Below are 13,529 nucleotides of genomic sequence, written 5' to 3'. Positions count from 1 at the left end.
CACAGCACCGCCCCCGGCTCACCGACCGTCTCAGGATGCGGGCGTCAGGCTGGACTCCCCGGAGTCCTCGGCGGCCTTCACCCGGGCCAGATCCAGGTCCTTCGTCTCGCGCATGGTGACGTACACCACGAGGGAGACGGCGGCACAGGCGGCCACGTACCAGTAGTAGCCCGACTCGATGCCGCCCTTCTTGAACCACAGCGCGACGTATTCCGCCGTGCCGCCGAAGAGGGCGTTGGCGATGGCGTACGGCAGGGCGACGCCGAGCGCGCGCACCCCGGTCGGGAACAGCTCGGCCTTCACACAGGCGTTGATGGAGGTGTAGCCGGTGACCACGACCAGCGCGAGCAGGGCGAGGCCGAGGGCGGCCCAGTAGCCGTCGGCGTGCTTCAGCAGCGTCATGATCGGCACCGTGAGGACGGTGGAGCCGACGGCGAAGGTGATCAGCAGCGGGCGGCGGCCGATGCGGTCGGAGAGGGCGCCCGCGAGCGGCTGGAGGCAGGCGAAGACGATCAGCGCGGTGAAGGAGACGAGGGTCGCGGTCTGCTTGGACAGGCCCGCCGAGTTGGACAGGTACTTGGTGAGGTAGGTGGTGTACGTGTAGTACGCCACCGTGCCGCCCATGGTGAGGGCGACGACCAGGAACGCCTCCCGCCGGTGCTGCCACAGGGCGCGCAGCGTGCCGCGCTCCTCGGAGTGCGAGGTGTCCTCCGCGTAGACCTCGGTCTCCAGCATGGTCCGGCGCAGGTAGAAGACGACGGCCGCGCCGAGCGCGCCGACCACGAACGGGATGCGCCAGCCGTAGCTGTGCAGGGCGTCGTCGGACATGGTGCGCTGGAGCACGATCAGAAGGCCGAGGCCGACGATCTGGCCGGCCGTCATGGACACGTACTGGAAGCTGGAGGCGAAGCCGCGCCGCTTCGGGTCCGAGGCCTCGGTGAGATAGGTGGCGCTGGCCGCGTACTCGCCGCCCACCGACAGGCCCTGGAGCAGCCGGGCGACGAGCAGCACCAGGGCGCCGCCGTAGCCGGCCACCCCGTAGGTCGGGGCGACGGCGATGAGGACCGCCGAGGCCGACATGAGCGTGACGGTCAGCGTCAGCGCCGCCTTGCGGCCCTTGCGGTCACCGACCCTGCCGAGCAGCCAGCCGCCCACGGGGCGCATGAAGAAGCCGACGGCGAAGATGCCGGCGGTGTTCATGAGCTGGGCCGTGGGGTTGCCGCTCGGGAAGAACGCGCCGGCGAAGTACGTGGCGAAGCTCGCGTACACGAACCAGTCGAACCACTCGACCATGTTGCCCGCCGAGCCGACCCAGATCTTCTTCCAGTGTTGTGGTTCCATGGGCCGTTACCTGCCCGATGACGGAGCCGACGATTCCTCCGGCTACGCCGCCAGGAGCGCGTCCTCGACGAATTCCCGCACGTGCTGGAGCACTTGCTCCCGGTTCGTGCCGCGCAACCCGATGGCGACGTGGATGGAGAATCCGTCGAGCAGCGCGCGCAGCCTCGCCGCGAAGCGGTCCGCGTCCACCCGGCGGAACTCCCCGCGGGAGGTGCCCTCGGCGATCAGCGCGACCAGGTCGCGGTGCCAGGCGCCCTCGATGGCGGCCTGCCGGGCGCGGGCGTCGTCGTCGGCGTTCTGCGAGCGGTTCCAGACCTCCAGCCAGAGCGTCCAGTGCGGGTCGCGGTGCCCGTCGGGGACGTACAGGTCGACGTAGTCGGACAGTCGCTCGCGGGCGGTTCCCGGCGCCGCGAGGAGGCGGCCCCGCTCCGCGCCCAGCCGGCCCTCGCTCCACTCCAGGGCCTGGAGCAGCAGCTCGTCCTTGGAGCGGAAGTAGTACAGGAGATGGCCGCTGCTCATGCCGACCTCGCGGCCGAGCCCCGCCATGGTGAGCTTCTCCAGGCCGCGCTCGGCGATCATGTTCATGGCGGCGGCGAGGACCTCCTCGCGCGGCGGCGCGTTCCTGCGCGCCCGGCCCGCACCGGCCATCTGCTGCTCCTGTACGTGTCAGACCTTCGGCTGCTGTTGCGTGATGCAGTGGATACCGCCTCCGCCCGCGAAGATCGTACGCGCGTCCACCAGGGTCACGGTCCGCTCCGGGAACAGCCGGCGGAAGATGCCGGCGGCGATCTCGTCGCGCGGGTCCTCGAAGCCGCACAGGACCAGGCCGCCGTTGCAGAGGTAGTGGTTGATGTAGGAGTAGTCGGCCCAGTGGCCGTCGGCCTCCAGGACGGTCGGCGCGGGTACCTCCACGACCTCCAGGCGGCGGCCCCGGGCGTCGGTCGCCGACCTCAGCAGGCCGATGACCTCCTGGGTTACCTCGTGGTCGGGGTGCGCCGGGTCCGGCTGGTGGTGGGCGACGACGACACCGGGGCGGGCGAAGGCGGCGACGATGTCGACGTGGCCGAGGGTGCCGAAGCCGTAGGGAGGGTAGTCGCCGGTCAGGCCGCGCGGCAGCCAGATCGCCTTCTCCGTGCCGAGATGGGCGTGGATCTCCGCCTCGACCTCCGCCTTCGTCCAGTGCGGGTTGCGCTCGGGGCCGAGCTGCACGGTCTCGGTGAGCAGCACGGTGCCCTCGCCGTCGACGTGGATGGCGCCGCCCTCGTTGACCAGCCGCGAGGCGTACGTCTTCGCGCCCGCGAGGTCGGAGACGTACGCGCCGATCGAGGAGTCGTGCTCCCAGCGGGCCCAGTCCTGGGCGCCCCAGCCGTTGAACGTCCAGTCGACGGCGGCCAGCCGGCCCTTGCCGTCGGTGAGGAAGGTCGGGCCGATGTCCCGCATCCAGGCGTCGTCCAGCTCCCGCTCGACGGTGTCGACGCCGGGGCCGAGGAGGGCGCGCGCCTCGGCGGACTGGCCGGGCCCGCACACGACGGTCACCGGCTCGAAGCGGCGGACCGCGCGGGCGACGGACGCCCAGGCGGTCCGGGCGGCGGCCAGGTCGTCGGGGTCGTCGAAGGTGGGGTTGGGGCCGGGCCAGGCCATCCAGGTGCGCTCGTGCGGGGTCCACTCGGCGGGCATGCGGAAGCCGTCGGCGGCAGCAGACATGGGGATCCTCACAGGAAGTACAGGCGGTTGAGGGAGACGGAGTCGGCCGGCTCGGAGCGCAGCGGGTCGCCGTCGAGGGTGACCAGGCCGGTGCGCTGGTCGACGTCGACCGCTCCGGTGCGGGAGTTCAGGCGCAGGTCGGCGGGGCCGATGCCGCGGGTGCCGCGCACGGCGACCCGGCGGCGCCGGGTGGGCATCGCGTCGCCTCCCTGGTCGACGGCGGCCCGGGCGACGAACGCCACCGAGATGTCGGCGGCGGTCGCGCCGTACGCCCCGAACTGCGGGCCGAGGACGAGGGGTTCGCAGGTGTCGGTGGCCGCGTTGGGGTCGCCGACCACGCCGTAGGCGGGGAAGCCGGCCTTGAGGACGAGCTGCGGCTTGGCGCCGAAGTACTCCGGGCGCCACAGCACGATGTCGGCGAGCTTGCCGGTCTCGATGGAGCCGACCTCGTGGGCGAGGCCGTGCGCGATGGCCGGGTTGATGGTCAGCTTGGCCATGTAGCGCAGGACGCGGGCGTTGTCGTCGCCGTCGCCGTCGCCGTCCAGGGGCCCCAGCTCGGCCTTCATCTTGCCGGCCATGGCGAAGGTGCGGCGGACCGTCTCCCCGGCCCGGCCCATGCCCTGGGCGTCGGAGGAGGTGATGCCGATCGCGCCCAGGTCGTGCAGCACGTCCTCGGCGCCCATGGTGCCGGCCCGGATCCGGTCGCGGGCCATGGCGGCGTCGCCGGGCAGGTCGGGCTTGAGGTCGTGGACGGAGACGATCATGCCGTAGTGCTCGGCGACCGCGTCCCGGCCGAAGGGCAGGGTGGGGTTGGTGGAGGAGCCGATCACGTTCGGGACGCCGGCCATCTTCAGCACGTTCGGGACGTGTCCGCCGCCGCAGCCCTCGATGTGGAAGGCGTGGATCGTGCGGCCGTCCAGGACGCGCAGGGTGTCCTCGACGGACAGGCACTCGTTCAGGCCGTCGCTGTGCAGGGCCACCTGGACGTCGTGCTCCTCGGCGACCCGGAGCGCGGTGTCCAGCGCGCGGCTGTGGGCGCCCATGTCCTCGTGCACCTTGAAGCCGCCGGCCCCGCCCTCGGCCAGGGCCTCGATCAGCGGGGCCGCGTGGGAGGAGGAACCCCGGCCGAGGAAGCCGATGTTGACCGGCCAGGCGTCGAAGGCGTTGAAGGCGTGCCTGAGCGCCCAGGGCGAGTTGACGCCGACGCCCCACACCGGGCCGAACTCCTGCCCGATGACCGTGGTCACGCCGGAGGCGAGGGAGGCCTCCATGATGCGCGGTGACAGCAGGTGGACGTGGGTGTCGACGGCACCGGCGGTGGCGATCAGCCCCTCGCCGGAGACGATCGAGGTGCCGGTGCCGACGACGACGTCCACGCCGTCGAGGGTGTCCGGGTTGCCGGCCCGTCCGATGGCGTGGATGCGGCCCTCGCGGATGCCGATGGACACCTTGCGGATGCCCTGGACCGGGTCGATGACGACGACGTTGCTGATGACGACGTCACAGGTGTCGCGGACGGCGGCGGCCTTGAGGTGCAGTCCGTCGCGGGCGGTCTTGCCGAAGCCGGCGAGGAACTCGTCGCCGTACTTCTGGGCGTCGGACTCCACCCGAACGGTCAGCCCGCTGTCGCCGAGGCGGATGCGGTCGCCGGCGCGGGGGCCGTGGGTGGCGGCGTACTCGTAGGGGGTGAGACGGCGGGCCTCTGCGGGGTGCCCTCCGGGTCGGCTCATCGGTTGCCCTCCTCGCGGGGAACTCCCAGGTATCCACAGGCGGCGGCCCTGCGCAGTGCTTCCTCCCTGGCTCCGGGCGCGTCCAGCGGTCCGTCGACCAGTCCGGCGAAGCCGATCGCGATCCGGTCGCCGCCGATCGGGACCAGTCCGACCTCGGCGCTCTCCCCCGGTCCGAAGCGCACCGAGGACCCGGCGGGCACGGCCAGCCGCATGCCGTAGGCCTGGTCGCGGTCGAAGTCGAGCCGCGGGTTGGCCTCGAAGAAGTGGAAGTGGGAGGTGACGGAGACCGGGACGGTCGCGGTGTTGGTGACGGTGAGGTGCAGGGCGGCCCCGGGCTCGGGGTGCTCGGGGCCCGGCAGCAGCGCGCCGGGTCCCTCCGGGCCCGAGCCGCCGCCGAGGGGGTCGGAGACGACCGCGAGCCGGGAGCCGTCGTCGAAGACGGCCTCGACCATCACCTCGGTGACGACGTCGGCGACGCCCGGCAGGACGTCCTCGGGGCCGAGCACCGAGCGGGCCGCCTCGACGGCCTCGGCGAGCCGCCTGCCGTCCCGGGCCGCCTCGCAGACGGTGTCCGCGATCAGCGCGGTGGCCTCGGGCACGTTCAGCCGCAGGCCGCGCGCCCGGCGGGCCCGGGCCAGCTCGGCGGCTCCGAAGAGCAGCAGCCGGTCACGTTCCGTGGGGGTCAGTCTCACGACCCGGCACCTCCTTGCCTCCACCAGATTTGAACACCACTCTAAACACTGAATTGGCGAAACAGAAGCATTGACCGACGGCCAGGCCACACGTCACATTGAACGTCGCTCTAAACCGATGAGGCGGCCGTCGAAGGAGACCAGCCATGCCGATTGAACAGCGCGGTGTCGACACCATCCCGGACGAGGAACGGACCAGCGGGCCACGCGACCTCGTGTCGATCCTGCTCGGCTCCAACCTCTGCCTCGGGGTGATCATCTTCGGCTGGCTGCCGGCGTCCTTCGGGCTCGGCTGGTGGGCGTCGGTGAGCGCGATCGTGGCGGGCACGGTGATCGGCACGCTGTTCACGGCCCCGCTGGCGCTGGTCTCCCTGCGCACCGCGACCAACCTGTCGACCTCCTCCGGCGCCCAGTTCGGCGTGCGCGGCCGGCTCGTCGGCTCGGTGGTCGGACTGCTGCTGGCGCTCGGCTACACCGCGCTGACGGTGTGGATCGGCGGCGACGTGATGCTGATGGTCCTCGGCCGGCTCTTCGGGGTGCCGGCGGACGGGGTGTCGTACGCCCTCGTCTACGCGGTGCTCGCCGCGGCGACCGTCGCGGGCGCGGTCTACGGCTACCGGGTCCTGCTCGCCATGTCCCGGATACTGGCCGTCGGCATGACGGCCCTGCTGCTGCTCGGCGTCCTCGCCTACGGGCCGCACTTCACCACCGCCGCGCTGCCGGACGCGGGCGGCTACCTGCTGGGCACCTTCCGGCCCACCTGGTTCCTCGCGGCGGTGGCGGCGGGCCTGTCCGGACCCATCGCCTTCATCACGCTGCTCGGCGACTACACCCGCTACGTCTCCCCGGCCCGCCACTCCTCGCGCCGGGTGCTGCACGCCACCTGGCTCGGCCTGGTCCTCGGCCTGCTGGTCCCCCAGCTCTTCGGCACCTTCACGGCGTACGCGGCCCGCGCGGCCACCGACTACGCGGGCCCGCTGGTCGCCGCCTCCCCCACCTGGTACCTGGTCCCGCTGCTGCTGTCGGCGTCGGCCGGCTCGGTCGGCAACGCGGGTCTGATGCTGTACTCCATGGGCCTGGACCTCGACGCGATCCTGCCCCGCGCCTCCCGCGCCCGCGCCACCTGCACCGTGGCGATCGTGGCCACGGCCTGCGTCTTCGCCGGCCACTACGCCTGGGACGCGCAGTCCGCGATGACGTCCTTCGTGCTGCTGCTCACCGCCCTCGGCACCCCCTGGGCGGTCATCACCCTCATCGGCTTCGCCCGCTGCCGCGGGGTGTACGACGCCGACGCCCTCCAGGTCTTCAACCGCCGCTCGCGGGGCGGGACCTACTGGTTCCGGGCGGGCTGGAACCCGCGGGCGACCGCGTCCTGGGCGCTGGGCGCGCTGGTCGGCCTGCTGGCGGTGTCCCTGCCGTCGTACGAGGGCCCGCTGCTGTCCTGGACGGGCGGGGTGGACTGCAGCTTCCTGCTGTCGGGCGCGGTCGGCGGGGCCGCCTACCTGCTGCTGGAGCGCCCCGGAGGGACGCGGGGAACCGCGCGACAGGCCACGAAGGACCCGCAGACGATCGACGGCCTGTCACGCAGTTCCCGCTGAGCTGTCAGCCGATGCGGTGCATCCAGCCGTGCTTGTCCTCGGCCCTGCCCCGCTGGAGGTCGAGCAGCGCCTGCCGCAGCCGCAGCGTGACCTCGCCCGGCTCCCCGCCGCTCTGCCGCCACTCCCCGCCGGCCCGCTTGACGGTGCCGACCGGGGTGATCACGGCAGCGGTGCCGCAGGCGAAGACCTCGGTGAGGGTGCCGTTCTCGGAGTCGCGCTGCCACTGGTCGACGGAGACGCGGCCCTCCTCGGACTCGTACCCGAGGTCACGGGCGACGGCCAGCAGGGAGTCACGGGTGACGCCCTCCAGGATGGAGCCGGTCAGGGTGGGGGTGATGATCTTGTCGCCGTACACGAAGTACAGGTTCATCCCGCCCAGTTCCTCGACCCACGTGTGCTCGACCGCGTCGAGGTAGCAGACCTGGTCGCAGCCCTTGGCGGCGGCCTCGGCCTGGGCGAGAAGGGACGCGGCGTAGTTGCCGCCGGTCTTGGCGTCGCCCATGCCGCCGGGGACGGCGCGGACGCGGTCCTCGGAGACCCAGATGGAGACCGGCTTGACGCCGCCGGGGAAGTAGGCGCCGGCCGGGGAGGCGATGACGATGAACAGGTACTCGTTGGCGGGCTTGACGCCGAGGCCGACCTCGGTGCCGATCATGAACGGGCGCAGGTACAGCGACTCCTCGCCGCCGTGTGCGGGCACCCAGTCGACGTCCTGGCGGACCAGGGCGTCGCAGGCCTCGATGAACGTCTCGACCGGCAGCTCGGGCATGGCGAGGCGGCGGGCGGAACGCTGGAAACGCCTGGCGTTCTGGTCCGGGCGGAACATGGCCACCGAGCCGTCGGGCTGACGGTAGGCCTTCAGGCCCTCGAAGATCTCCTGGGCGTAGTGCAGGACGTTGGTGGCCGGGTCGAGGGGGATCGGCGCGTACGGAACGAGCTGGCCGTCGTGCCAGCCCCGGCCCTCCGTCCACTTGATCGTCACCATGTGGTCGGTGAAGTGGCGGCCGAACCCGGGGTTGGCCAGGATCGCCTCGCGCTCTGCGGCGGCGAGCGGGCTGGCGGAGGGCTTGAGCTCGATCGTGGGCGTCGTCATGTGTTGTCCTTCACCGGTTGTAGTGACGGGCCGCGCTCACGCCTGTACTGCTGGTCGCCAGTGCTAGGACGTCCGAGCATTCCCTCATACCGCGGCTCCGCGTTCGATTATCGCGCGGCGGCGGTGGCGGACGGAATCGGGGTGAAGCGGCCCAGGGGTTGATGGTGGCACCCGGCGAGGCACGGGAAAAGCCGCCGGGTGCGGTCGCGACCCGGCGGCTGGAGGTGAGCGCGGCGGGTCAGCCGGCTACGCGTACGGCGAGCGCGTCGCCGATCCCGGAGGTGGAGCGGGCCGGCTTCCCGGCGCGCTCGGTGAGGTCGGCGGCGACCGCCGCGTCGATGCGGTCGGCCTCGTCGTCGTAGCCGAGGTGGCGCAGGAGCAGGGCGACGGACAGGACCGTGGCGGTCGGGTCGGCCTTGCCCTGGCCGGCGATGTCGGGCGCGGAACCGTGGACCGGCTCGAACATCGAGGGGAACTCGCGGGAGGGGTTGATGTTCCCGCTGGCGGCCACGCCGATGCCGCCGGAGACGGCCGCGGCGAGGTCGGTGATGATGTCGCCGAAGAGGTTGTCGGTGACGATGACGTCGAAGCGGGCCGGGTCGGTGACCAGGTAGATGGTGGCCGCGTCGACGTGGATGTAGTCGGTGGTGACCTCGGGGTACTCCTGGGCCACGGTGTCGAAGACGTTCGTCCACAGGTGTCCGGCGAAGCTCAGCACGTTGTTCTTGTGGACCAGCGTGAGCTTCTTGCGCGGGCGGGCCTGGGCGCGCTCGAAGGCGTCGCGGACCACGCGCTCGACACCGAAGGCGGTGTTGACGGACACCTCGGTGGCGACCTCGTGCGGGGTGCCCTTGCGGATGGTGCCGCCGTTGCCGGTGTACGGGCCCTCGGTGCCCTCGCGGACCACGACGAAGTCGATCTCCGGCTGGCCGGCGAGCGGGGTGGCGACGCCGGGCAGGAGCTTCGACGGGCGCAGGTTGACGTGGTGGTCGAAGGCGAAGCGGAGCTTGAGCAGGAAGCCGCGCTCCAGGACGCCGGACGGCACCGACGGGTCGCCGATCGCGCCGAGCAGGATGGCGTCGTGCTGCTTGAGCTGCGCCAGGTCGGCGTCGGTGAGGGTCTCACCGGTCGCGTGGTAGCGCCGGGCGCCGAAGTCGTACTCCTTGGTCTCCAGCTTCACATCCTGCGGCAGGACGGCGGAGAGGACCTTGAGACCCTCGGCCACGACCTCCTGGCCGATGCCGTCACCGGGGATCACTGCGAGATTGATGCTGCGAGACATGCGGGCACCCTACTCCTCGTCCCATTCGCTGACACGCCCTGTCCGCCATGCGGACACCCGGGCGGATTGCGGGCATCATCCCGTCGGCCCCTGTTCACCCGTGCGCGGCAAGGAAGTTGGCGTCCGGTGGAAGGTTCCCGGACATGGACACCCCTGACGTCGGCATCCCCCGCCCGCTCGCCGGGCGGCTGAGCATGGCCGAGCAGTACGCGTACCTGCGCACCCGCGTGCTTCCGCGCCGCACGCTGGTGACGGCGGGCGCGGTGGCGGGCGGTCTGCCGACCGGGTGCGGCGCCGCGTCCGCCGGGAGGCCGGGACCGGTCGCCTCCCGTGTGCCGGGCTGGGCGGTGCGCCCGTTCGGCCGCCACCTCGCCTTCGGCGCCGACCCGCGGAGCCGGATGCGGATCTCCTGGCAGGTCCCCTCGGCGGTGCGGCGGCCGTACGTACGGGTCGGGCTGCGCCCCGACGACCTCGGGCACCGGATCCCGGCCGAGGTCCGCCCGCTGCGCACGCCCGGGGTGGCGGGGGTGCGGCCGGCGCGCCGGAGCAGTACTACGTGCACGCGACGGCCTGGCTGGACCGGACGCTGCGGCGGCTGCGCGCGAGCGGGGACGTCGACTTCGTGGTGGTCTTCTTCCACCACTGCGCCTACTCCACCTCCCGGCACGCCTCGGACGGGGGCGTGCGCCGGGAGTGGCTGCCGCTGTTCGCGAAGCACCAGGTGGACCTGGTGATCAACGGGCACAACCACGTGTACGAGCGCACGGACGCGATCAGGGGCGGACGGGTCGGCCGGGCCGTGCCGGCCGGCGGCTCCACCGACCCCGCCCGGGACGGCACGGTGTACGTCACTGCGGGCGGCGGCGGCCGTGACCTGTACGGCTTCCCGGCGGGTGTGAAGGACAGCTACGAGGGTCGTGCCACCCGGCACGAGGCCGTGCGGACCTTCGCCTGGGCGGAGGGCGGGGGCCGCGCGCCGGAGACGGTGGAGTGGTCGCGGGTGCGCTACACCGGTTTCTCGCTGCTGTCGGTGGAGGTCCGGGCGGGCGCCGCACCGCGGCTCGCGGTGTCGGCGCTGGCGCAGGACGGGCGGCGGATCGACCACTTCGAGGTGCGGCGCGGCGGGTGAGGGCCGCACCGCGCCCCGACGGGTGCGGCTCCCGGCCGGCGGTCGCGCGGCGGTTTCTCCCGGTGGCCCGGCTCAGTGGCCGGTCGCGCCGCCGTTGTCCCGGCGGTCAAGGGCGCGCTGGAGGGCGGCGGCGGCGTTCTTGCGGTCGGACTCGCTCGTGCGGGACGCGTGACGGACTCGGCGGCGGACGGTCGTCTCGGCCATGGCAATCGACTCCTTGGGCTTACGTGGAGCACGGCAGTGAGGGGTAACGAGACGCCGGAAGGGGCGGGGAGCGCTCGGCCGCAGGGGTTGCCTGCACGGGGCCCGGCTCACGACCGCCATTCGCTGGATCGAGCGAGACGTTCGGCTCCTTTCAAATTAAGGGAGCGGCCCGCGTCTGTCTGCCCAATTACTCGGACTTCCTACTATCTGAGACGGCTGATCGGGTCACACCGCTCTGAGCTGGGCTTTCGTGCGCTCATGCGGGCGAGGGGGGCCATCCTGCCCGTGCCGTACGAGCGACCGTGTGCCGCCCGTGCGTTCGTCAGGTGACGTCGCCGTCGCGCCAGTCGAGGACCAGTTCCCCCGCCGGGTCCAGGGCGCCCCGTACGTACACGCCGCCCTCCTCCTCCGGCAGCCGTACGATCCCGTCCGGTGAGAGGGCGTGCACCCGGCCGGGCCACCGCTGCCAGCCGCGGGCGGTGTACAACAGGGCGCCCTCGTCGCTGGCGGACAGCGCGCCGAGGTCGTAGGCCCGGTCGACCACCCGCTCCAACTCGCCCATCACCCGCCCGCCGAGCCCCGTCCGCCGTACGTCGGCCCGCACGGCGACGGCCTCCACGTACCCCGCCCGCAGCCAGCGTCCCCCGTGCCGGACCCGGCGCATCACCAGCGCCCCGTGGGCGGCGAGCCCGTCCCCGTCCCGCACCAGCACGTGCATCCCGCCGAGCCCGTGCTCCCAGTCCTCGTCGGAGAAGTCCCCGTCGAACGCGTCGTCCAACAGGGCGCGGACACTGCGGAGTTCGGCGGGGTCCAGGTCGGCGGTGTGGGCGAGACGGAGGCGAGGAGTCATGCCCCCAGTATCCGCTCGGGGAGCCGTGCAGGAGCAGCAGCACGGGGCGTCGGCGGGGCCGGCCTCGCCGTAGTACGCATGGGGGCCGCGGACGGTCGCGGTGCGAGCTCGCGCATGTTCCGGGACCCGATCCCGCTGCCGCGCTCCTGCGGGACCTCCCCGGCCGCCGCCTCTGACATGGGAACGGGCCGGGAAGCCTGCTCGGCGGCAGGCTTCCCGGCCCGGGTCCGGGGGGCCGGGGATCAGCCCATGTGCGGGTACGTGTAGTCGGTCGGCGGGACCAGCGTCTCCTTGATGGCGCGGGTCAGGGTCCAGCGCTGGAGGTTCTGGGGGGCGCCGGCCTTGTCGTTGGTGCCGGAGGCGCGGCCGCCGCCGAAGGGCTGCTGGCCGACGACGGCGCCGGTCGACTTGTCGTTGATGTAGAAGTTGCCGGCCGCGTAGCGGAGCTTCTCCATGGTGTAGGCCGCCGCCGCGCGGTCGTTCGCGATGACGGAGCCGGTGAGGGCGTAGTCCGAGACCGACTCCATCTGGGCCAGCATCTCGTCGTACTTGTCGTCCTCGTAGACGTGCACCGCGAGGATCGGGCCGAAGTACTCGGTCGTGAAGACCTCGTTCTCCGGGTCGGTGCACTCGATGACGGTCGGACGGACGAAGTAGCCCACCGAGTCGTCGTAGCTGCCGCCCGCGACGATCGTGCAGGACGGGTCCGCCTTGGCGCGGTCGATCGCGGCCTTGTTCTTGGCGAACGAGCGGTCGTCGATCACGGCGCCGACGAAGTTCGACAGGTCGGTGACGTCACCCATGGTGAGGTAGTCGACCTCGGCCGCGAACTCCTCCTTGAAGCCGGAGTTCCAGATGGAGGCCGGGATGTACGCGCGGGAGGTGGCGCTGCACTTCTGGCCCTGGTACTCGAAGGCACCCCGGGTGAGGGCGGTCTTCAGGATCGCGCGGTCGGCCGACGGGTGCGCGACGAGGAAGTCCTTGCCGCCGGTCTCGCCGACCAGGCGGGGGTACGAACGGTACTTCTCGATGTTGGCGCCGACCGTCTTCCACAGGTACTGGAAGGTCTTGGTCGAACCGGTGAAGTGGATGCCGGCCAGGTCGCGGTGGTTCAGGGCGACCTCGGAGACCGCGATGCCGTCGCCGGTGACGAGGTTGATCACGCCCTTGGGCAGGCCCGCCTCCTCCAGCAGCCGCATGAGGAGCACGGCCGCGTGGGTCTGCGTCGGGGACGGCTTCCAGACGACCACGTTGCCCATGAGGGCGGGGGCGGTGGGCAGGTTGCCCGCGATCGCCGAGAAGTTGAACGGCGTGATCGCGTAGACGAAGCCCTCCAGCGGGCGGTGGTCCAGGCGGTTCCACACGCCCGGGGAGTTCGCCGGCGGCTGCTCGGCCAGGATCTGGCGGGCGTAGTGGACGTTGAAGCGCCAGAAGTCGACCAGCTCGCAGGGCGTGTCGATCTCGGCCTGCTGGACGGTCTTGGACTGGCCCAGCATGGTGGAGGCGGCGAGGGTCTCGCGCCAGGGGCCGGCCAGCAGCTCGGCGGCGCGCAGGATGATCGCGGCGCGGTCGTCGAAGGACATCGCACGCCAGGCCGGCGCGGCGGCCAGGGCCGCGTCGATGGCGTCCTGCGCGTCCTGCCGGGTGGCGTGGCGGCCGGTGCCGATGACGGCCTTGTGGTTGTGCGGCTGCACGACCTCGAACGGCTCGCCGCCGCCCAGCCGCTTCTCGCCGCCGATCGTCATGGGCAGCTCGATCGGGTTCTCGGCCAGCTCCTTGAGCTTGACCTCCAGCCGGGCGCGCTCGGGCGAGCCGGGGGCGTAGCCGAGCACCGGCTCGTTGACGGGGGTGGGGACCTGGGTCACAGCGTCCATGAGATCCGTAACTCCTTGTACGTGAGCGGGTG

The 13,529-nt window shown here is 72.3% G+C and carries 11 protein-coding genes and 1 pseudogene; 2 read left to right on the top strand and 10 right to left on the bottom strand.

Features of this window, described 5'->3' with window-relative positions:
• Positions 1 to 30: 30 nt before the first annotated feature.
• From ACZ7N4_RS19675 to ureA, 5 genes are read right to left on the bottom strand one after another with little or no spacing between them, the layout of a single operon-like run.
• On the bottom strand, positions 31 to 1,341 hold the full coding sequence (locus ACZ7N4_RS19675; RefSeq protein ID WP_471359595.1) for an MFS transporter: 1,311 nt from the start codon (positions 1,339 to 1,341) through the stop codon (positions 31 to 33).
• Between the two features lie 42 nt (positions 1,342 to 1,383).
• Entirely contained in the window at positions 1,384 to 1,989 is a 606-nt protein-coding gene (locus ACZ7N4_RS19670) for a TetR/AcrR family transcriptional regulator (protein ID WP_471359594.1), read from the bottom strand.
• A gap of 18 nt (positions 1,990 to 2,007) precedes the next feature.
• Positions 2,008 to 3,045 (bottom strand): agmatine deiminase family protein, encoded by a 1,038-nt coding sequence (locus ACZ7N4_RS19665; protein ID WP_471359593.1) that lies wholly within the window; start codon positions 3,043 to 3,045, stop codon positions 2,008 to 2,010.
• Between the two features lie 8 nt (positions 3,046 to 3,053).
• Complete coding sequence (locus tag ACZ7N4_RS19660; RefSeq protein WP_471359592.1) at positions 3,054 to 4,775, bottom strand: urease subunit alpha; 1,722 nt, start codon at positions 4,773 to 4,775, stop codon at positions 3,054 to 3,056.
• Positions 4,772 to 5,467 (bottom strand): urease subunit gamma, encoded by a 696-nt coding sequence (ureA, locus tag ACZ7N4_RS19655; protein ID WP_471359591.1) that lies wholly within the window; start codon positions 5,465 to 5,467, stop codon positions 4,772 to 4,774. The genes ACZ7N4_RS19660 and ureA overlap by 4 nt, the downstream gene beginning before the upstream one ends.
• A gap of 146 nt (positions 5,468 to 5,613) precedes the next feature.
• On the opposite strand from ureA, the gene ACZ7N4_RS19650 reads away from it, so the two are divergent.
• On the top strand, positions 5,614 to 7,065 hold the full coding sequence (locus tag ACZ7N4_RS19650) for a cytosine permease (protein WP_471359590.1): 1,452 nt from the start codon (positions 5,614 to 5,616) through the stop codon (positions 7,063 to 7,065).
• Between the two features lie 4 nt (positions 7,066 to 7,069).
• Here ACZ7N4_RS19650 and ACZ7N4_RS19645 read toward each other — a convergent pair whose 3' ends face one another.
• Both ACZ7N4_RS19645 and ACZ7N4_RS19640 read right to left on the bottom strand, forming a co-directional pair.
• Complete coding sequence (locus tag ACZ7N4_RS19645; RefSeq protein ID WP_471359589.1) at positions 7,070 to 8,158, bottom strand: branched-chain amino acid aminotransferase; 1,089 nt, start codon at positions 8,156 to 8,158, stop codon at positions 7,070 to 7,072.
• A 238-nt stretch (positions 8,159 to 8,396) separates the two neighbouring features.
• Positions 8,397 to 9,440: a 3-isopropylmalate dehydrogenase gene (locus ACZ7N4_RS19640; RefSeq protein ID WP_471359588.1), complete on the bottom strand. Its 1,044-nt coding sequence runs from the start codon at positions 9,438 to 9,440 to the stop codon at positions 8,397 to 8,399.
• A 143-nt stretch (positions 9,441 to 9,583) separates the two neighbouring features.
• Here ACZ7N4_RS19640 and ACZ7N4_RS19635 point away from each other — a divergent pair.
• Positions 9,584 to 10,569, top strand: a pseudogene (locus ACZ7N4_RS19635) (purple acid phosphatase family protein).
• A gap of 72 nt (positions 10,570 to 10,641) precedes the next feature.
• Here the strand turns inward: ACZ7N4_RS19635 and ACZ7N4_RS19630 are convergent.
• The 3 genes from ACZ7N4_RS19630 to pruA all read right to left on the bottom strand — a co-directional run bounded on the left by ACZ7N4_RS19630 (position 10,642) and on the right by pruA (position 13,497).
• Positions 10,642 to 10,773 (bottom strand): hypothetical protein, encoded by a 132-nt coding sequence (locus tag ACZ7N4_RS19630; RefSeq protein ID WP_471359587.1) that lies wholly within the window; start codon positions 10,771 to 10,773, stop codon positions 10,642 to 10,644.
• Between the two features lie 322 nt (positions 10,774 to 11,095).
• Positions 11,096 to 11,623, bottom strand: a complete 528-nt coding sequence (locus ACZ7N4_RS19625) for a GNAT family N-acetyltransferase (protein ID WP_471359586.1) — start codon at positions 11,621 to 11,623, stop codon at positions 11,096 to 11,098.
• A gap of 242 nt (positions 11,624 to 11,865) precedes the next feature.
• Positions 11,866 to 13,497: an L-glutamate gamma-semialdehyde dehydrogenase gene (pruA, locus tag ACZ7N4_RS19620; RefSeq protein WP_471359585.1), complete on the bottom strand. Its 1,632-nt coding sequence runs from the start codon at positions 13,495 to 13,497 to the stop codon at positions 11,866 to 11,868.
• Positions 13,498 to 13,529 lie beyond the last annotated feature (32 nt).

This window comes from Streptomyces sp. NPDC107654, assembly GCF_055639035.1.
The sequence above is the reverse complement of the archived record's forward strand: the minus strand, read 5'-3'. Positions and strand labels throughout refer to the sequence as shown.